The organism is Citrobacter sp. wls711, assembly GCF_005281055.1.
In the GTDB taxonomy this organism is placed as follows: domain Bacteria; phylum Pseudomonadota; class Gammaproteobacteria; order Enterobacterales; family Enterobacteriaceae; genus Citrobacter; species Citrobacter gillenii.
Map to the genome: position 1 here is coordinate 188,609 of NZ_SZXC01000007.1, position 20,324 is coordinate 208,932.

At 49.7% G+C, this 20,324-nt stretch carries 18 protein-coding genes and 1 tRNA gene; 10 read left to right on the plus strand and 9 right to left on the minus strand.

The features are described 5' to 3' along the window. Nucleotides 1-22: 22 nt before the first annotated feature. The 4 genes from FDW98_RS02835 to FDW98_RS02850 form a co-directional block, all read right to left on the minus strand. Complete coding sequence (locus tag FDW98_RS02835) at nucleotides 23-3,166, minus strand: CusA/CzcA family heavy metal efflux RND transporter (protein WP_096757972.1); 3,144 nt, start codon at nucleotides 3,164-3,166, stop codon at nucleotides 23-25. An 11-nt stretch (nucleotides 3,167-3,177) separates the two neighbouring features. After that, on the minus strand, nucleotides 3,178-4,479 hold the full coding sequence (locus FDW98_RS02840; protein ID WP_096757973.1) for an efflux RND transporter periplasmic adaptor subunit: 1,302 nt from the start codon (nucleotides 4,477-4,479) through the stop codon (nucleotides 3,178-3,180). Nucleotides 4,480-4,554: 75 nt separating this feature from the next. Further along, nucleotides 4,555-4,902, minus strand: coding sequence for a cation efflux system protein CusF (gene cusF / locus FDW98_RS02845; protein ID WP_096757974.1), 348 nt, complete (start codon nucleotides 4,900-4,902; stop codon nucleotides 4,555-4,557). Between the two features lie 32 nt (nucleotides 4,903-4,934). Next, nucleotides 4,935-6,317 carry an efflux transporter outer membrane subunit gene (locus FDW98_RS02850; RefSeq protein ID WP_096757975.1) on the minus strand — a complete coding sequence of 461 codons (1,383 nt, stop codon included), beginning with the start codon at nucleotides 6,315-6,317 and terminating at the stop codon, nucleotides 4,935-4,937. A gap of 181 nt (nucleotides 6,318-6,498) precedes the next feature. Between FDW98_RS02850 and cusR the strand changes: the two genes are divergently transcribed. The 6 genes from cusR to FDW98_RS02880 all read left to right on the plus strand — a co-directional run bounded on the left by cusR (nucleotide 6,499) and on the right by FDW98_RS02880 (nucleotide 11,212). Then, nucleotides 6,499-7,182: a copper response regulator transcription factor CusR gene (cusR, locus tag FDW98_RS02855; RefSeq protein WP_096757976.1), complete on the plus strand. Its 684-nt coding sequence runs from the start codon at nucleotides 6,499-6,501 to the stop codon at nucleotides 7,180-7,182. Beyond that, nucleotides 7,172-8,623: a Cu(+)/Ag(+) sensor histidine kinase gene (locus FDW98_RS02860; RefSeq protein WP_096757977.1), complete on the plus strand. Its 1,452-nt coding sequence runs from the start codon at nucleotides 7,172-7,174 to the stop codon at nucleotides 8,621-8,623. The genes cusR and FDW98_RS02860 overlap by 11 nt, the downstream gene beginning before the upstream one ends. A 144-nt stretch (nucleotides 8,624-8,767) precedes the next feature. Beyond that, on the plus strand, nucleotides 8,768-9,094 hold the full coding sequence (locus tag FDW98_RS02865; protein ID WP_096757978.1) for a copper-binding protein: 327 nt from the start codon (nucleotides 8,768-8,770) through the stop codon (nucleotides 9,092-9,094). A 461-nt stretch (nucleotides 9,095-9,555) separates the two neighbouring features. Continuing rightward, nucleotides 9,556-10,062, plus strand: coding sequence for a hypothetical protein (locus tag FDW98_RS02870; RefSeq protein WP_096757979.1), 507 nt, complete (start codon nucleotides 9,556-9,558; stop codon nucleotides 10,060-10,062). Between the two features lie 14 nt (nucleotides 10,063-10,076). Further along, nucleotides 10,077-10,328 (plus strand): membrane lipoprotein lipid attachment site-containing protein, encoded by a 252-nt coding sequence (locus FDW98_RS02875; protein WP_096757980.1) that lies wholly within the window; start codon nucleotides 10,077-10,079, stop codon nucleotides 10,326-10,328. An 80-nt stretch (nucleotides 10,329-10,408) separates the two neighbouring features. Further along, nucleotides 10,409-11,212, plus strand: a complete 804-nt coding sequence (locus tag FDW98_RS02880) for an MBL fold metallo-hydrolase (RefSeq protein ID WP_137398733.1) — start codon at nucleotides 10,409-10,411, stop codon at nucleotides 11,210-11,212. A 78-nt stretch (nucleotides 11,213-11,290) separates the two neighbouring features. Here the strand turns inward: FDW98_RS02880 and FDW98_RS02885 are convergent, their stop codons facing one another. Together FDW98_RS02885 and FDW98_RS02890 are read right to left on the minus strand one after the other, a co-directional pair. After that, nucleotides 11,291-13,735: a trimethylamine-N-oxide reductase 2 gene (locus FDW98_RS02885; protein ID WP_096757982.1), complete on the minus strand. Its 2,445-nt coding sequence runs from the start codon at nucleotides 13,733-13,735 to the stop codon at nucleotides 11,291-11,293. Nucleotides 13,736-13,756: 21 nt separating this feature from the next. Continuing rightward, on the minus strand, nucleotides 13,757-14,851 hold the full coding sequence (locus FDW98_RS02890; RefSeq protein ID WP_096757983.1) for a NapC/NirT family cytochrome c: 1,095 nt from the start codon (nucleotides 14,849-14,851) through the stop codon (nucleotides 13,757-13,759). 446 nt (nucleotides 14,852-15,297) lie between these two features. On the opposite strand from FDW98_RS02890, the gene uspF reads away from it, so the two are divergent. Then, nucleotides 15,298-15,726 carry a universal stress protein UspF gene (gene uspF, locus FDW98_RS02895; protein WP_096757984.1) on the plus strand — a complete coding sequence of 143 codons (429 nt, stop codon included), beginning with the start codon at nucleotides 15,298-15,300 and terminating at the stop codon, nucleotides 15,724-15,726. Between the two features lie 96 nt (nucleotides 15,727-15,822). On the opposite strand, the gene FDW98_RS02900 is transcribed toward uspF, so the two are convergent. The 3 genes from FDW98_RS02900 to FDW98_RS02910 form a co-directional block, all read right to left on the minus strand. After that, a complete protein-coding gene (locus tag FDW98_RS02900) occupies nucleotides 15,823-17,082 on the minus strand; it encodes a PD-(D/E)XK nuclease family protein (RefSeq protein WP_096757985.1) in 1,260 nt (419 codons plus the stop codon). A gap of 377 nt (nucleotides 17,083-17,459) precedes the next feature. Then, a tRNA-Arg gene (locus tag FDW98_RS02905) sits at nucleotides 17,460-17,536 on the minus strand. A gap of 39 nt (nucleotides 17,537-17,575) precedes the next feature. After that, nucleotides 17,576-17,755: a hypothetical protein gene (locus tag FDW98_RS02910; protein ID WP_096757986.1), complete on the minus strand. Its 180-nt coding sequence runs from the start codon at nucleotides 17,753-17,755 to the stop codon at nucleotides 17,576-17,578. A 37-nt stretch (nucleotides 17,756-17,792) separates the two neighbouring features. Here FDW98_RS02910 and fimW point away from each other — a divergent pair, with 37 nt between their 5' ends. The 3 genes from fimW (at nucleotide 17,793) to FDW98_RS02925 (ending at nucleotide 20,021) form a co-directional block, all read left to right on the plus strand. Further along, a complete protein-coding gene (fimW, locus tag FDW98_RS02915; protein WP_096757987.1) occupies nucleotides 17,793-18,386 on the plus strand; it encodes a fimbria biosynthesis transcriptional regulator FimW in 594 nt (197 codons plus the stop codon). A gap of 164 nt (nucleotides 18,387-18,550) precedes the next feature. Continuing rightward, entirely contained in the window at nucleotides 18,551-19,276 is a 726-nt protein-coding gene (locus FDW98_RS02920) for an EAL domain-containing protein (RefSeq protein ID WP_096757988.1), read from the plus strand. 22 nt (nucleotides 19,277-19,298) lie between these two features. After that, nucleotides 19,299-20,021, plus strand: a complete 723-nt coding sequence (locus FDW98_RS02925; RefSeq protein ID WP_096757989.1) for a fimbriae Y protein — start codon at nucleotides 19,299-19,301, stop codon at nucleotides 20,019-20,021. Nucleotides 20,022-20,324 lie beyond the last annotated feature (303 nt).

Sequence of the window (20,324 nt, forward strand, 5' to 3'; positions counted from 1 at the left end):
CAGGCACAACGCTATTCAGACGTTATTTCTGCGGACGATGGCGGTGCAGCCACATCAGCTTATACGCCGCCGGAATGATAAACAGCGACAGCAGCGGCGCGGTGATCATACCGCCAATCATCGGGGCGGCGATCCGACTCATCACCTCCGACCCGGCCCCGGTGCCCCATAAAATCGGCAGCAGGCCGGCAATAATCACCGCCACGGTCATCGCTTTGGGGCGCACGCGAAGCACCGCCCCGTGATACAGCGTCTCATCCAGCTTAGCCACCGTAAAGGTCTGCGGATTTTCCAGCGCGGGCTCCGCCTCAATGGCGTGGCGCAAATACATCAACATCACCACGCCAAACTCGGCGGCAACACCTGCCAGCGCAATGAATCCGGTGCCGGTCGCCACCGACATATGGAACCCCATCCAGTAGAGGAACCAGATCCCACCCACCAGTGCGAACGGCACGCTGGTGATAATCAGCAACGCTTCACCAAAACGACGGAACGCCAGATACAGCAGCACGAAGATGATCATCAGCGTCATCGGCACCATCAGTTTGAGCTTATGGCTGGCGCGTTCAAGCAGCTCAAACTGGCCCGAAAACGCCACGCTGGTCCCCGGTTTTAGCTGGACGTTTTCGGCAATCGCTTTTTTCAGATCGTTTACCACCGAGACCATGTCACGATCGCGGGCATCGATGTAAATCCAGCTGGTCGGGCGTGCGTTCTCGGTTTTCAACATCGACGGGCCTGAAACAACCTTCACATCCGCCACATCCGCCAGCGTGATTTGTTGCTTCATGGGCGTCAGGACCGGCAATTGTCGTAACGCTTCCGGACTGTCGCGATAGCTTTGCGGGTAGCGAAGATTGATCGGATAGCGGGCAATCCCTTCCACCGTTTCGCCCACCATCGCGCCGCCGACCGCCGAGGTAATAAACAGCTGTACATCACCTACGGTCATGCCATAACGCGCGGCCTTTTCACGTTGAATATCGACGCTGAGATAGCGCCCGCCTTCCAGACGCTCCGCCAACGCGGACGCGACGCCCGGCACGGTCCTCGCCACCTCTTCGATTTGCTCCGCCGTGGCGTCAATGTCCGCCAGCACGGTGCCCGAGACCTTAATCCCGATTGGACTTTTGATCCCGGTAGACAGCATGTCGATGCGGTTACGAATCGGCGGTACCCACAGGTTCGCCAGGCCCGGCAGCCGGACCGTTTTATCCAGTTCCTCGATGATTTTGTCCATCGTCATCCCCGGACGCCACCGATCCTGCGGTTTCAACTGGATGGTGGTTTCAACCATTTCCAGCGGCGCGGAATCGGTAGCGGTTTCGGCCTTACCGGTTTTACCAAATACCCGCGCCACTTCCGGCACGGTCATGATCAGCTTGTCGGTTTTTTGCAGCATATCCGCCGCCTGCGCCGCCGAGATCCCCGGCAGGGTCGACGGCATATACAGCAGGTCACCTTCGTTGATCTGCGGTAAGAACTCGCCGCCGACTTTATTGAGCGGGAAAATAACCGTCAGGATCGACAACACCGCCACCAGCAGGGTGGCCTTCGGCCAGTGCAGCACCTTCAGCAACAGCGGATGATAAATGCGGATCAGAAAACGGTTAAGCGGGTTACTGCTTTCCGCCGGGATCGTGCCGCGGATCCAGAATCCCATCAGGATTGGGATCACCACAATCGCCAGCAATGCGGCCCCAGCCATGGCATAGGTTTTGGTGAACGCCAGCGGGCCAAACAGTCGCCCTTCCTGCCCCTCAAGGGTGAAAATAGGGATAAACGACAGGGTAATAATCAGCAAACTGATGAATAGCGCCGGTCCCACTTCCACCGAGGCGTTGGTGATCACCTGCCAGCGCGTGGCGTTATCCAGCTTTTCTCCCGGATGCTGATGCGCCCACTCTTCCAGCCGCTTATGCGCGTTCTCAATCATCACAATCGCGGCATCAACCATCGCCCCTACAGCAATGGCGATACCGCCAAGCGACATAATGTTGGCGTTCAGTCCCTGGAAATGCATCACGATAAACGCAATACACAGCCCTAGCGGCAGGGAAATAATGGCGACCAGCGCCGAGCGGATATGCCACAGGAACAGCGCACACACCAGCGCCACAACGATAAACTCTTCCAGCAACTTGTAGCTCAAGTTATCAATCGCGCGGTCGATAAGCTGACTGCGATCGTATGTTGTAACTACCTCAACGCCTTCCGGCAGGCTGCTTTTCAGCGTCTCAAGTTTTGCTTTGACGGCGGAGATTACGTCACGTGCATTTTTACCCGAGCGCAGGATCACCACGCCGCCCGCCACTTCACCTTCACCATTCAGTTCGGCGATGCCACGGCGCATTTCCGGTCCAATTTGCACGCGGGCAACATCGCGCAGGTAAACCGGCACACCGTCAGCCCCAGATTTCAGCACAATAGTATTGAAGTCATCGAGGGTTTGCAGATACCCGCTGGCACGCACCATGTATTCCGCTTCCGCCATCTCCACGGATGAGCCACCCGCCTCCTGGTTAGACGCATCCAGCGCCGATTTCACCTCAGCCAGGCTGATACCGTATTGCGTCAGCTTCATCGGGTCGATAACCACCTGGTACTCTTTGACCACGCCGCCTACCGACGCCACTTCTGCGACATTGGGAATCGTTTTCAACTCATACTTTAAAAACCAGTCCTGCAGAGAACGCAGTTCGGCCAAATCGTGTTTGCCGCTGCGGTCCACCAGCGCATATTCAAAGATCCAGCCGACGCCGGTGGCATCCGGCCCCATTTCAGCGCTGACGCCTGCGGGCAGTTTTCCCTGCACCTGGTTGAGATATTCCAGTACGCGGGAGCGTGCCCAGTAAGGGTCGGTGCCGTCTTCAAAAATGACATACACGTAAGAGTCACCAAACTGCGAGAAACCGCGCACCGTTTTCGCGCCAGGCACCGACAGCATGGTGGTGGTCAGAGGATAAGTGACCTGATTCTCAACGATTTGTGGCGCCTGTCCCGGATAGCTGGTTTTAATAATCACCTGCACATCTGAGAGATCCGGCAGTGCATCTACTGGGGTGTTGATAATGGTCCATGTTCCCCAAATACTGAGGAACAACGCCCCCATCATCACCAGAAAACGGTTAGCCACTGAGCGGCGAATAATCCATTCAATCATGTGTTATATCCTCAGTGTGAATGGGTCGCCGGGGTCGGCATTGCGGGCATAGCCGCGGCGTCTGGCGTCCCACTCTTCCGGGCGCGCATGCGGTCCAACGCCCCGGCGATATTCGCCTCGGAATCAATCAGGAACAGGCCGCTGGAGACCACCTTCTCACCTTCCGCCAGACCGGAGCGGATAGCCGTTAGCCCCTGAGATTCATGGAATACGGCAACCTGCTTCGGCACAAAGCGTCCGTCGTTATCCACGGTGATCACCCGCTGCTCGCTGCCCGTATCAATCAGCGCTTTGGACGGGATCAGCAGCATCGGCTCACTTTGTGTTTTCAGCTTGAGGTAAGCATTCATCCCCGGCTTGAGTGCCTCATCAGGGTTTTCGACCTGCAAACGTAACTGGAGGGTACGCGTCGTGGCATCCACGCTCGGCAAAATACTCCACTTGCTGATGGTGAATGTTTTATCCGGCCAGGCGGGTACGGTAATCGCGAACTGCGAGGCGTCTTTAATCAGCCAGGCGATAGACTCCGGGACCGATGCGCTGACCCACACCGGATCCATGCCCTGAATTTTTGCTACCACGTTATCTTTCGAAATGTTCATGCCGGCGCGCAAATCAAAGGCGGTTATCACCCCATCGATGGGCGCGCGCAGGGTGAAGCGGGTTTGAATTTTCCGCGTCGATTTTAAGCGCTGGATGTCCTGTTCGGGCATCCCGGCCAGACGCAATCTTTCGAGAATACCGTCGACTTGAGTGGCGGTACCGCCGGTCTCGCGCAGCAGCAGATATTCGCTCTGCGCTTCAACCCAGTCGGGGATGGTCAGATCAATCAGCGGCGCGCCTTGCTTAATTTTATCGCCGACAGTCAGCGGATACACTTTTTCGATAAATCCCGCTGAGCGGGCTTGCACAATCACAAACTGATATTCGTTATAGCTAACGTTGGCCGGGAACATTTGTGCATACTGCAGCGGTCCACGACGTACGGCCTCGGTTTTTAGCCCCAGATTTTGGGTTTGCGTCGGATCGATTCGCACCCCTGCGGCGGCGTCGCTCGCGGTCTCTTCATCGGCATATTTTGGGATCAGATCCATATCCATAAACGGCGATTTACCCGGCTTATCAAAACGGGTATTCGGATACATCGGGTCATACCAGAACAGGACTTTACGCGCTTCTTTTTGCGCATCGGGGCCACTGTCGGTCGGGACGTTTGCTGATGACAAATAAGGATAGATACCGACGGCAATAACCCCACCGACAATCATGCTGGCAAGAATAAGCGCGGTATTTTTAATATTTAAAGACGCCATAGTGATTTCCATTGCGCGAGTGTCTCACCCGCGTTCAGAGAAAACGGGTGAGAATAAAAGAGACCTGCGACTGCGTTATTGACTGACGTGAATATCACGTAATACAGAGAGATTTCCCTGTTGAACAAAGGTAAAGGCGACCTTATCGCCGGGCTTAATATCATCAGCCTTCGTTTCCGGGACCCGCGTAAATCGCATGGTCATCGCAGGCCAGTTCACCGCCGGAATAGGTTCGTGCTTGATGGTGATTTTTTTGCTCGCCGGATCAATAGATTCAATCACGCCCGTGGCGCTGATGACTTGCTCCTGCTGGGTAGCGTGCTGCATATTCATCATCTCGCCATGCTGATGCTCATTGGCCTGAGCGTTAAACATGACCACAGACAACACAGTAAACAAAGCGGCTTTAGCGGTACTTTTCATGTCATATACTCCTGAGAATTTATAATTAAATATCATTCAACCCAGCCGCCGCCTAAGGCAGCAAACAGCTTAATTTCATTAACCTGCTGGGCGTAATTAAGATCGAGCAGTGATTGCCGGGTAGCGAATAAAGAACGCTCTGCGTCCAGTACTTCGATATAACTCACCGCACCATGTTGATAGAGCGCTCTGGCACGTTGCAGCGTGATTTGCAAAGAGTCCAGATAGCGCTGCTGAGCGGTAATTTGATCTGCCAGGCTTTGGCGCAACACCAGCGCATCCGCCACTTCTTTAAACGCGTTCTGGATTTTTTGTTCGTAATTCACTACCGACTGCTGCTGACGAATTTCGGCCAAATCGAGGTTTGACTGATTACGTCCGGCGTTAAAAATCGGAATATCGATTTTGGGTACGAAATTCCACATGCCGCTGGCGGCATTAAATAAGCTGGAGAGGTCACTGCTGCTACCCGATAGCGAACTGGTGAGGGTAATGGACGGGAAAAAGGCCGCCCGTGCAGCACCGATGTTGGCATTTGCCGCCATTAATGCATGCTCGGCTTCTAAAATATCCGGTCGCTGAAGCAGTATTTGCGATGGCAGTGACGGCGGCAGCGTCACCGCGTTGATATCACCGTGGCTGCGTGCCCGGTCATCCGGTAATTTCCCGTAGGTGCCAAGCAACAGTTGCAGCGCATTATTCGCCTGCGCCAGTTCGCCTTTACGTTTGGCAATATCGGCGCGCGTGCTTTCAATTACGCCCCGCGCCTGTTCCAGCGCCAGCACGTTGGTGCTACCGGTTAACAGTTGTTTCTCAACAAAAGCGTATGAACGCTGATAGTTTTGTAGCGTCTCTTCGGCAATTTTCAGCTGCGCGTAAACCAGTCGCTGGTTGAAATAACTTTGCGAGACGTTGGAAATTAATAAGATATGCACCGCCCGACGCGCTTCTTCACTGGCAAAGAAATTCTGTCGTTCGGCTTCACTCATATTTTTCAGGCGACCGAAGAAATCCAAATCGAAACTGAGATTCAGCCCGGCCTCAAATTCTTTCTGCGTGCTGGTTTCGCCTTTAAATTTGCCGCTATAGGTACCGCTAGAGCCAGCATTAAGCTGCGGATAGCGGTCTGCGTCCGTCACCCCATATTGTGCTCGCGCTTCCTGAACCTTGAGGGTAGCCATGCGCAGATCACGGTTATTCAGCAATGCCTCGCCAATCAGCGCTTTCACCTGATCATCAACGAAAAAGGTGCGCCAGCCCGTATCCTGGTATCCCTGTGGTGCCGGTACCAGCACATTCTGGCTCAACGAAAATTGCTGCGGTATCGGCATTGCCGGACGCTGATACTCCGGCGCCAGCGAACAACCGGCCAGAATAAAAACAACGCTGAGGGTAAGAAGCTTAAATTTGCACATAGTTCTTTTCGTCCAAACCGGACTGGAATGTGAATTTATTACCGTGCACCTTACCGAATCGACTCTGTTTAAGCGGTGACAGGAAAATGACAAAGCTGTCATTTTCCCAATAACTCATTGCTATCCGATCCCGCTTCTCTAGAATTGAAACCCGCACAGCCAGTGGGTGAAGGAGAATGTGATGAAGATTTTGGTCGTCGAAGATGAGAAAAAAACCGGCGAATACCTGACGAAGGGCCTGACGGAAGCCGGTTTTGTTGTCGATTTGGCGGATAACGGCCTGAACGGGTATCACCTGGCCATGACCGGCGATTATGACCTGATCATCCTCGACATCATGCTGCCTGACGTGAACGGTTGGGATATCGTGCGTATGTTGCGCAGCGCTAACAAAGGCATGCCGATTCTTCTCCTCACCGCGCTGGGCACGATTGAACACCGGGTCAAAGGCCTGGAACTGGGGGCGGATGATTATCTGGTGAAACCCTTCGCCTTTGCCGAACTGCTGGCTCGGGTCAGAACGCTGCTGCGCCGTGGCGCGGCAGTGATTGTCGAAAGTCAGTTTCAGGTTGCGGATTTAATGGTCGATCTGGTCAGCCGAAAAGTCACCCGCAGTGGCACCCGCATTACCCTTACCAGCAAAGAATTTACGCTGCTCGAGTTTTTCCTGCGCCATCAAGGGGAAGTATTACCCCGCTCGCTGATTGCCTCACAGGTCTGGGACATGAATTTTGACAGCGACACCAATGCGATTGACGTCGCCGTAAAGCGCCTGCGTGCCAAAATTGATAATGACTTTGAACCGAAGCTGATTCAGACCGTACGCGGTGTGGGGTATATGCTTGAGGTACCGGATGGCTATTAAACGCCTGCAGCGCCCTTTTTCGCTGGCCACGCGACTGACCTTTTTTATCAGCCTGGCAACCATCGCTTCGTTTTTCGCCTTCGCCTGGATAATGATCCACTCGGTGAAAGTCCATTTTGCCGAGCAGGATATCAACGATTTAAGAGAGATCAGCACCACGCTGGAACGGATCCTTAATCAACCCAACGAACCGGAATCCCGGCGGCTGGAAATCTTAAAAAACGTGGTTTCCGGTTACTCTAACGTTATTATTTCACTGGAAGATGCTAACCAAAAAGCCATTTTTCATTCACCTGGTGCGCCGGATCTGCGTCAGTTTATTGCCCATGCGAAACCGGATAAAAACGCCGGTAATAATAATGTCTTTTTAATCTCCGGCCCCATGCTACGTACGCAAAATCACGAGCACGGGGAAAACACGCCCTCCAACTGGCGTATGATTCGTTTGCCGGTAGGTCAGTTAGCAGATGGCAAACCGGCCTGGACGCTGTATATGGCGTTATCGATAGACTTTCATCTGCACTATATTAACGATCTGAAAAACAAGCTGATTATGACGGCATCGCTGATCAGCATGATGATTATTTTCATCGTATTGTTCGCCGTCTATAAAGGTCATGAACCGATCCGTAACGTCAGTCGCCGTATCCAGAACATTACCTCCAAGAATCTCGATGTCCGCCTCGATCCCCAGGCCGTACCGATAGAGCTGGAGCAGCTGGTCGGGTCGTTTAACCATATGATCGAACGCATCGAGGATGTGTTTAAACGCCAGTCTAATTTCTCAGCGGATATTGCCCATGAGATCCGCACCCCCATCACCAATCTGGTCACCCAAACGGAAATCGCACTTAGCCAGCCCCGTAGCCAGAAAGAGCTGGAAGATGTGCTCTATTCCAATCTCGAAGAGTTTGGCCGAATGTCGAAGATGGTGAGCGACATGCTGTTCCTGGCACAGGCGGACAATAATCAATTGATCCCGGAAAAGACGGTACTCAACCTGGCGGATGAGGTCGGTAAGGTGTTTGACTTTTTCGAGGCGTGGGCAGAAGAGCGCGAGGTGAGTTTACGCTTTGAGGGCCGCGCATGCTGGGTGTCTGGCGATCCGTTAATGCTGCGCAGAGCCCTGAGCAATTTGCTGTCGAACGCCATGCGTTACACTCCCAAGGGTCAGTCGGTGACCGTACGGGTAAAAGAGGCGGACGAACAGGTACACATCATTGTCGAGAATCCCGGCACGCCCATCGCCGCGGAGCATCTGCCGCGACTGTTCGACCGTTTCTATCGCGTGGACCCGTCACGACAGCGTAAAGGTGAAGGGAGCGGTATTGGCCTGGCGATTGTGAAATCAATTGTCGCGGCCCATCAGGGAAAGGTGGCGGTCACCTCTGACATCCGCGCCACCCGCTTTATTCTGACGCTGCCAAAACACGCAAATTAGCCCTGCAGGGTGGCACGAATGTGCCATCCGCTGACCTGCTGGCATCTTTATTGATTCTCTGACGTAACCGTCATAATTCTGTCACCTCGCTGAGCGCGCCTGCTTATTATCATTTCTTCCGTAAACCCATACTGGAGAAATATGATGAACAAGATGTCTTCTTTTTTTGCTATTGCATTTTTTATCTCAGCTGGCGTGAATGCCGCAGAAAGTGTTGATACCCATCAACAGGCGGCGATGGCCCATGACATGATGAATAATAGCGATGCCCCTGCCCATCAGAAAATGGTGCAGGCACATCAGATGCAAGCACGTAATAGTCAGTCCACTAAGGCCGTTGCGCCGTCATTTTCACAAATGGATGAGCATGAAAAAACAATGGTTGTACATGAGTCAATGAATAACGGTCATGCGTTTTCACATCAGCAACAGGCAGAAAAACATCGCCAACAGATCCCCGCGCAGGGATAACTCATGTACTATTCTGGATGAATAACGTTACTCTCCCATTACGGATGGAAATTCCATGAATAAGCTATTCAGGCACTAAAAAAACTGGAAAATCTTGTAGAACAAAGTATTGCCAGCATTGACTGAGTCACACACGCAGGCTTATTGTTCAATAAGTCTGCATTTCTCATTACCTCCTTCATTCTTTCTCTCCACGATTAATGTCAATATTAATATTCCATTAAATCGCACATCAAAAATTAAACAACCTCCAGAATAATAAATGAATTGTATACAATACGTAAAATACCTACGTATTATGTTGTATACCCCCATGATTTAACGCCCTCAGAAAATATAAATTAGGAATCCCCCTGGTATTCACCGTTAATATTTAATGGGAAACTTTCTTCGTCATAAACATGACAGCAATAAAATCAATATTCCTATAAATAAATTTAATGATGATAGTGAGTAACAGAATGAATAAACGTCTGCTGGCCATCTTTGTTCTGGGTCTGACAACCGCGACAACTGCATGCGCCATTACCCCGGCGATGCAGAAAAAATATGAACGCTCAGGCTGTACACAAATGAGTGAACTCAACGGTTGCGATGTGAATAAATCCTATGAGTGGAACCGCGATCACGGGTTTATCGACAATGCGGAAAACCATCATCAGCGCCATCATCGTCATGATGAAGACCGCCAGAACAGCGGTAATCAGGATAATCATGACCAGGCCGGTATCGACGGTAAGTTCACCGGTAATTACGTGGCTAAATTTGAAAACGGTCAACGCAGCGTTGATATTCACGTAGAAGATTCCGGCGTTTACATCAACGGCAATGAAGTACGCGATGTGAATACCTATAAAGATACGATGACCTTCCGCATGGGGTATGCCACTTACACCCTGAAAGCGAACGGCCGCGGTAGCTGGAACGATAGCGACGCCGGTAACGCTGGCAAGATTGTGCGTGAATAACGGATGATACCACAATGAAAAAACTGATATCTGCACTGGTAATCATGGCCAGCCTGGCAGGCTGTGCTGAGCATCCGTATCTGTCTGCCGCAGCCGCAGGTGTAGGCGCTGCGGCGGTTGCCACGGCGATTGCTAACCACAAGAATCGTGAATCCAAACGCGATAAAGAGCATAAACGCCAGGAGCAGGAAGACAGAGAAAACCAGCACGCCTGGCGTCATCACCACCGCCATGACGACGACAACGACCAGTACTATCGCCGCTGAGTAGCCCCGAAGAGCGCTGAGATCACAGCGCTCTTACCTTCCGTGCGTTACAGTATGATGCTTTAACGCAGGAGTCCGGTATGGCTTTAACCCTTACGGTATTGCTTGAAAACACGCGCGCTGCAGGTGCTGACAAATCATTGCAGGCAGCACCTGGGTTAAGCCTGCTCGTCCAGGATGAAACAACCTCTGTTTTGTTTGATACCGGGCCGGATGACAGCTTTAAGCTGAATGCCGCGAGAATGGGCGTTGACCTGTCTCAACTTACCGCCGTGGTACTCTCGCACGGGCATTACGATCACTGTGGCGGCGTGCCGTGGCTGGCGGATAACACGCGCATCATCTGCCATCCGCACATTGCCTGCGAGCGTTATTCTGCAATCACCGTTGCCGGATATAGCCAAAAAATCAAAAAATTATCACGCGAGAATGATTACTCTCGCCTGCATATGACCTATACCCGAGAGCCATTCCCGATTAGCGAGCGCTTTCTGTGGTCCGGGGAAATAAACGTGCCGACGCCACAGGCTTACGGCGTTATTCAGGAGCAAACACCCCAACCGGATTACATCACCGACGAAGGCGTATTGATTTATCAGTCTGAGCGTGGACTGATCATTATTACCGGCTGCGGGCATCGAGGAATAGAGAACATCGTCCGCCATTGTCAAAACATTACGGGTACCACCAGGATCTACGCCCTGATCGGCGGCTTTCATTTACGCGCGGCGTCGCCGAAAAAATTGTGGAAAACGCGTCGGTTTCTCCGTCAACAAAAGCCCGAAAAGTTGCTCGGCTGTCATTGCACCGGTTCGTGGGGACGTTTTTGGCTGCCCGGAACAGACGCGCCAGCAACGGGAGATGTGATTGTTCTGGCTGAGTAAAAACGGCATACCCAATAAGGAAAACGGAAGCCTCGCGGCTCCCGTTTTATCTTCGTAACAGGAGTGAGTTAACTATCACTACATCGTAACGATAGCGGGCTCATCAAATACGGTCAGTTTTGGCGCTTCGCCGGTATATTTTTCTGCATACACCAGACTGGTATTGCCTGCACAGCCATTCGCCAGTCTTGAGGTTGGAATATCTGCCGTCAATACGTTGGCGCCGCCGTTTTTACAGATACCGTTTTCAATATCTGGCCAGGCTCCTTCATGAATACAGATGATCCCTGGTTTGATTCCATCGCTGACGTGCGCCCCAACCAGCACCTGTCCACGACCATTCCAGACGCGTACCAAATCCCCTTCGACAATACCTCTGGCTTTTGCATCGTCCGGGTGAATAGTCACCGGTTCGCGATTAGCAATCGCGTACTCTTTACGCAGCGCAGCGTAGTTCAGCTGGCTATGCAGACGATGCGCCGGATGCGCCGTCAGCAACTGTAGTTGATCCTTATCCGCAGAACCTTTCCACTCATCCGGTTCAATCCATGATGCATGCGGCGGACAGTCTTTGTATTTATAGCCCTCAATCGTTTTCGAGTAGATTTCAATCTTACCGCTCGGCGTACCGAGCGCGTTCATCACCGGATCGCTGCGGAAATCGGCGTAGCGCACATATTTGTTGTTCTTCTCATTTTCCCGCATTTCTATCAGTTTATTCTGCTGCCAGAATGCGTTGAACTGCGGCATAGCCACACGCTGGGCGCGGGCGGCTTTTTGCGCAACGTCGTAGAATTGCTTCAGCCACGCCATTTCGTCTTTGCCTTCGCTATAGACTGCTTTTCCACCAGGCTTGAGCATTTCGGCCAGATCGGCAAATACGTCAAAGTCATTCCGCGCTTCAAATTGCGGCTCAATGACCTGCTTCATCGGCACCAGGTGCTGATTACTGTAATCGCCGGTCATGGTCAGATCGTTACGCTCAAACGAGGTGGTGATCGGCAGGACAATATCGGCATGTTTGGCTGCGGCCGTCCAGTAGCACTCCGAGATAACAACCAGTTCAGGCTTCTGCCAGGCTTTAATTAAGCGGTTGGTATCCTGATGATGGGTAAAGTTAGCGCCACCCGCCCACCAAATCATTTTGATCTCCGGGAAGGTCTGCTCTTTACCATTATGCTGATATTTTCCGCCCGGATTCTCCAGCGCTTCGACGATGCGCGCTACAGGCAGGTTCGTCACGGCATCAGAAACCGCCCAGTCATTTCCTGCTGACGAGCCGCCCTCAATTTTGGCCGAAATCGCCGGTAATACCCCGCCAGTGCGCGTCGGGTTTCCACCGTTGGAGTAGTGATAAGAGAAACCAAAACCACCGCCTTCGGTACCAATTTGCCCGAGCATTGCCGCCAGCGTCACCAGCATCCAGTGTTTTTGCTCACCGTATTGCTGACGTTGGATCCCCCACCCTGCCATCAGCATGGTTTTGTTGCTGGAGAAAATGTCTGCCAGTTTCTCCAGCTGTTCCGCAGGTACGCCACACACACCTGATGCCCATGCAGCAGTTTTCTCAATACTGTCACTCTTGCCCAGCAGGTACTCTTCAAACTGCGGATATCCGGTGGTGTATTTTTCCAGGAACGCTTTGTCGTGGAGATTTTTCTTCACCAGCGTATGGGCAATGCCGAGCATCATCGCAACGTCAGTGCCCATGTTAGGCGCGATCCAGGTGGCATTATCCCCAAAGAATTCAATAGTTTCAGAACGCATCGGATCGATTGCGATGACGCTTTTCCCTGATTTCTTCAGCAGATTAAAATATTCGATACCTTGTTCGTCCGTACTGCTCCAGGCAATTTTTAATGTATTCAGCGGGTTCATACCCCACAGCACTACGACCTGGCTGTGTTCCAGCACCATAGGCCAGGTGGTTTGCTGTTCGTAGACTTCAACCGATCCCACAACGTAGGGCATGATGACCTGCGCGGCCCCGGTAGAATAATCTCCGGTATGCCCGGCATATCCACCCGCCATGCTCATATAACGTTGCAGCAACGTTTGTGCTTTATGCAAAACCCCGCTGGAGCGCCAACCGTAAGAGCCAGCAAACACCGCGGCTGGACCGTAACTGCTGCGGATCCGGCTATGCTGTTCATGAATCAGTTTTAGCGCCTGCTCCCAACTCACCCGCACAAAAGGATCGCTGCCGCGTTTGCCGTCCGCTTTACCCGGATTTTCCAGATAGCTTTTGCGCACCATCGGATATTTTACGCGGATATTGGTGTGCACCTGGTCCGGCGCAGTTTGTTGTAATGAATTCGGTACTGTTTTCGGTAATGCACCTTTTGAGGAAACAACCTTGCCGTCTTTTACTTCCACATACACAGCTCCCCAACGTGCGGCCGTCAGGATTGCCCCGCCATTTTGGCCTTCCGCCCAGGCTGGCATCGGGATCACCGAAGAAATCGCCATAGTCCCGGTTGCCGCGCCAGCCGTCTTGATAAAGTCACGTCTTGTGAGTTTCATGATTTCTCCTGGTGTTATCGCTTATTTGTTCATGTCTTTCGCGTTGTACTGGAAGTAACGGCTCAGTATATCCAGTTCGTTTTCACTGATATTGGTGCGCGCACCCATCCCTTTTGCCACTGAAGGCCAGGCGTTGAGCGTAAAGTGATTAGCAGGAATCGGTGCATGGCAACCTGCGCAATACACATTGTCGAGCTTGCGGGCGTAATCCCACATCGGTTCACGACTGGCGAGCGCGGAGCCACTCCATTCTACTTGCAGAGCCACGTCCCGCCACGTATTGCCGTAGTCATCCTTTTTCCAGTCGGAGAGAACCTTGAGCGACTGCTGTCCTTTTTCACTGAGGCTTGCAAGGATCAAACGCTGCCCAGCCGCGTAGTAAATAACCTGTTCACTTCCCTGCATCTGGCTGCCGCGGATCTCCACCAGCCGCGAGTTGTCCATCGATTTCAGTACCTGCATTTGGGTCGCCGGATAAACCGTTCCCAGATCACCGAGCGAGGTATTACTGACGGCATAAAGTTTTTCTGCCGTTGCAGGCGTGGAGGCAGACTGTGCTTCGAGCCCTTTTAGGGCACTGTCATCCATTTTTATTTCAGGAGGGAAATGAGCGACGCCTTTGTGGCAATCAATACAGGTTTGTTTTTCCGCAATCCCCATTTTGTGCATTTTCTGCGCATCGGCGCTTTGTGCAGCAAGATCCATCGCATCCATACTGTGGCAACTGCGACAAGTCGCCGAGTCGCTGGCTTTCAGTTGCGCCCACACGGTTTGCGCCATTTCCAGGCGATGTTCTTCAAACTTTTCTGGGGTATCAATTTTCTTAGTAACGAACTGATGATAAACATCTTTTGTTGCCCGAAGTTTGGCAACCAGGAAATCAAGACCACCTTGTGGAATATGACAATCCGCACATTCAGCGCGAATACCTTTCTTATTTTGAAAATGGACCGAACCGGTATATTCCTCATAAGGCGCTTGCATCGTATGGCATGACAGACAAAATTCAGTACTCGACGTTTTATGTAATGTCCATTGCCCAGCCAAAACGATCACAGCCCCCAGAACAATGCACAGCAGCATTGTCCATAGAATAGTTTTATTTATTTTTCTCATTTTTCATTCCCACAGGCAATCTACCCTTTAATAGGTAGACAGTAATTACACTGGCTTGGTTACTTATTGATATTCATCAAGGCCAGAAGGAAATGAGAATCAGCTGATAGGCAAGTTTGAAGGCGATCGCATATTTATTACAACAGAGGTTTTTCTTTAAAATTCAACATAAAAACAGAACAATAAACCTGGTGATAAGTTTAATAACCCATTATTAAATAAAATATCAGTGTAAAAAGTGGAAGACCCACTCCAGGGGCATCTATCCCCCCCCAAAAAACACTACGTTATATAAATAAATACATAATGGAAAGGAAAAAAATGAATCTCTTTCACCTGGTATGAGATCGGGAGATAAGCACCTATTCTTGATCTGGCTGCTTATTATACAGGTTATCAATTCGCTACACTCAGGATGGCGGTATAACAAACAAGAGGTGGTGAATATGTATCGTTCTATTCTGGTGCCGATTGATATCTCTGAAACCGATGTAACGCGTCAGGTGATCCCACAGGTCGAGGCGCACGCAAAAACCGCAAAGGTCCATTTTTTAGCCGTTATCCCTACTGTCCCATTCTACGCATCACTGGGACTGGCCTACTCCAATGAATTCCCAGACAGAAGTGGCATTCAAGCTAAGGCCACCGAAAAGCTGCAAGAGATTGTTAAACAATTCAACATTCCTGCCGGCAGGACGGAACTGCACGTCGTTTACGGCCCGCCTAAAGATCAGATCTTAAAGTTAGCGGAAGCGGTAGATGCAGAACTCGTCATCATCGGTTCGCATAAGCCGGGTTTTAGCACTTATCTGCTGGGTTCAACGGCCTCCGCCGTGGTGCGCCACGCAAAATGCCCGGTGCTTGTAGTGCGGTGACATGCCGACAAAAGACCATACATACGGGAGCGAATCAGCTCCCGTTCTTATTGGTTTAAAATTTCATGAAGCTCGCAAATACTATTCACTTAGATTTTAGTGAGAAGCCCTGAACAAAGATAAGTCAATCTCGTCATGGATACGTGTTGCAATACTGATTACTGATTGCGCAAAGCTACCTTCGCCACGTTCAAGTAGCAATGTCCAGGCATCTGACTCCATTGTCCAGTTACGTGGAACATTCATTCCTTCATCGACATAACACCACCAGGGCCACCACCCTTCACTTTCAGCTTCAGCATCGACTTCAGCGTCGACTTCAGGGTAAATTTGGCACATGGCTTTAGCGATTGCAGGAAAGACATCGTGATGAAACTTTTCGTTTGTCTCGTTGGTTAAGCAGATCCCATAGGCCAGATTTCGATAATCGCTTGTCTCAAATTCCCAGCATAATTTAAAATCATCACCTTCTTTAAATAACATCGAAAATGATGCGTATTTACTGCCCGAGCGCAACGCATCATTCATATCGACATTGATGCCAAATGGTGACAATTGCTGACGCAGATACAAGATAAAATCTTTCCACAGGCGTTCTTTAACCTGACGCATATTCTGAGCAATTAAAAATGCTGCGCTTAGGTTTTGGGGGGACGCGACCAGTTTTTCTGTTAATTCACTTTGCAATTCCATAGCGGTTTCTCCATTAATATCTTCACGAATAAATTTTAGTAAAGCATCGACAAAACAGCGCACCGCAGGTGCCTCTACGCGTAACGCACAATCTGAAAGCCACCTTTCCAATTGGAAGAAAGTGATGGGTTTTACATATTTTTTTATCTCGTCTGATGACTGAGAGTGAAAAGTAAACTCACTCATCTCATTATTGCAGAGATATATCAAAGACCAGCCAATTCCTCGCCGCTGCGCTTCCGCAGCTAACCAGTGAGCATAATCGTGAAGTTGATCTTTTTGATCGATCGCCCAAGGCTTATTTTCAATACCTGTTAACTCGTTTTGATCCACAATCAATATGTCAATTCTTCTGCTGCCAGAAATAGTATATTCGGTAAATACCTGAGCTTTCTTGTCAGGTACAAAATTTTCTGGCTTCTCTATTAATTGATAGAAACCACTGAGAAATAGATCACCCTGAGCATGACTTTCATCGGGCCTCAGAAGAAATGCCAGGCATTTAGAAAGCGTATTTTCATTTATATGAAAGAATCGAAATAAATTAAAGTCAGGGGCAATTCTACTTGAATATCGTTTCTTTGCTTGCTGATAACCTTCCTGGAGAAGCACAGTACTACGCAATAACTCTTGTATATGTTCCCACTCATCAATTGTTTCCATGATTCATTCCTTTGTAGCGTAAATTGTCCTGCTGAAATTTCTCTGGCGGCGTTATTCAGCTATTGTTGATTAAGATCGCATTTGTCTAAGGCCAAACGTATTGTAATCCTACGCTATCTTTCAGCCAACATCTTTGGAAAAGGGCCCGACCAGATTTTGAGGCATCATGAATGGGTGTTCGTGCATACGAAAGTAGGGATTCCGGCGGATCGATCACGGTAAGGAAGATGCGTGTACGCCGATATGCTCAACTGGTGCCGACCCCCTTTAAATGAACACGCACGGAAAATTGATGCCATTTTGGTAAAAATGCGGCAACTACGATACAAAGAGAAAATCAGGATGGTTTGAAACTGGCGTAAACGACTGAAATATAATGGTACGCCCTGTAGGATTCGAACCTACGACCTACGGCTTAGAAGGCCGTTGCTCTATCCAACTGAGCTAAGGGCGCATTGCGAAGTGAAGACTTCATGCGGATGAAACGCGTGAATTATACGGTCAGCGCCTGCTTAGTCAATGCCTTTTGTTCTGGTTGCTTGCGAAGTGTACGAATGGTGGTTTTTTCTGCTCGTCCACGGGTATCCAGGAAATCACCTGGTAACAACTGAGGCGCCGTAAAGCCCGGTTTAAGGTTAAATGTATTTAGAAAATTAATGATTTTGCTTAACATTCTCCTACTCCCTTCCCTGCGGTTTAGGATCCCTTCAATGTTAAGTATCGCCATCAAAGACGAAAATAGTCACTTCGAACATGGTCTGAAAATCATCATTACTCGTCTGACGAATCAGTGGCGTCAGGAGATTTGCTTCTTGCCTGTCGACGATATCGATCGTGCAGACATCGCCTTTTTATCGCTGGATGAAGAGTGGCTCAGCGCGGGCTGTTACGAAATTCCCCGCCACACCCGTCACCAGCATCGGGTCATTATTTGCAGCAAATGCGATAAAGATAAGCTGATGTTCAGGCCCTGCCTGTACATGCTACCGCTGATTTATCGCGAAGATGATGTCGAAGAGATCGGCAAAAAAATGGTACTCATTTTGCAAAAACGCGCACTCCGTTCCAGCGTCCCTGCCACCATCTGTCACTACTGCACCACCCGCAACTTTTCCATTGCAGAGCGCCAGTTTTTAATGTTCCTCGCCAGCGGATATACCTTCGCCGAAACCGCACAGCGTCTTGCACTCAGTGAGGTAGAAGCGAAGGTAACGCGTCGGAGTATTATGAGAAAACTGCAGGTGAAAAATGAACAACAATTCTTAAGATACATCAGGGTTAACCTGAGTTTTCTACAAAATTGAACCGTTTCTTATGCGCTGGAAACTTTATGAGAAATGTCTCATGTGCAATTAAGTATATGCGCCTACTGCCCCCATTTCTATGCTGCCACAATAATGCCTATGTGTTATTTCCGGGGTAAAAATAAAACACTCTCGGTAATATTTGCTCCGCGTGGGAGGATATCATGATACCGAGCCTGCTATTGTGCAACGATAAATATGAGTACGCACATCCTTCAATAAAAAATGATGCTAACGTTCTACTTTCAACACTGAAATTAGAACCCATTGTCGAGTTATCGACTTCGCACCGATACGGCTTTGAAGTCCTGACTCACCTCCCGCGAAAAATGAATAGCGAGAACTATTTTCGCCAGCTTTCTTTCGCACAACAACAAAGCCTGTTTTATCGCCAAATAGCCAACATCGTACATTATCAGCCCGGCTACGTTTATTCACTGAACCTGCCGATGAAGGCCTTTCTGAACTGGACGTCATTTCATTGGCGTGATGTTACGTATCCACCTAACCTTGTCATCGAAATACAGGACCCTGCTACATTCCTTTTGCTCAATGTTGCTCAACGCCATGTGGCGTATAACGCTATGCAGCATGTTGAAGCGTCAGGCACCCCTATCTGGATGGATGACGTCAATGAAGAATTACTCATCGCATTCATTGAGGCTAATTGGCACCTGTCAGGCATTAAACTGGATAAAAATACCTTTTGGACACTGAGTAAAAAACCCAGCAGGCTCCAGCAGATCATTAAGAAAGGACAAGCAATCGCAAATCAGGTGATTGTCGAAGGGATTGAAACCCAAACGCACAAGGAAATTGCCCAGCGAGCCGGCGCGAAATTGGGTCAGGGGTATTTATGGCCCGCCATTTATCCAGGGCAGGAGAAATAAAACGGAAAGGAAAACAGGAAGGATGCGCAGCGTACTACGTCGGGAACGACATCGCCGTTTACAAAACACTCACTGTACCCATCAATATCATCACTGTGCGCCGCAGGTATTTGACCGGCTTGAATATCTGGCACAAAAAATCAATTATACATTACCGGGAGACACTGTATCTCAGGCAATTATCACCACCGATTACTATCTCGCATTTACACTGAACCGCTATTTATTTTCAGGTACCCGTACGGCTGTTTTCCAGAATTTTGAGTCGGCGCTCGACAGTCTACAATCCCCTGAATCCAGTCAGTTAGTGATTGATATGGAAGGATTGCCATTCTCGTACTTCGAGACGCTCCAACAGTTACGTCTGCTGGTTAAACAGCGTAATGACATACAGATTTTTTTATTACTCAACGATAATGACGAAAGTCTGGGTAAATTTATTGCCATGACCGGTCCTTTTTATGTTCTCCCCCGCCGTCAGCGCCTTGCAGACATACGTCACGCTTTATTATCTCCAAATCTAAATAATATTCATTCTTCGCGTTTAAACCTGGCTGACTGGGAGATGGTTTCATTACTGTTGCAAGGTGAATCCTTAAAAAAGATTGCCCAGTTACAGAACCGGCCTTACCACCGCATTATCTATCGTCTGAATCAACTGATTACGTACCTCGGATTGCCACACCGTCAACGTTTTTTGCATCTGATACACCGTCTCAACGTTACCTCTCATCATTTAATTTAACACCATAACTCTATGTGAAATAAGATTTTTTAAGAATTTACTTATTTACCACTGAGAAACTCCATGTATTTTTTACATAATTTTAATATTTACAACTCGTCCTGGTATTATGCCTACCGCGTGGACCGTACTTAACCCTACGAATACTGTGTATTACGTCATAATGGCCGCCGACGACCGCCTTAACAAAACCTAAACAATCAGCCTGTTGTATTGTTTTTAGTATTTTAAAAAAACTTTCAATCTGCCATAATTAAAACAACAGGAAAATAATACTAGCAATCGCAAACATACCGGGATCTT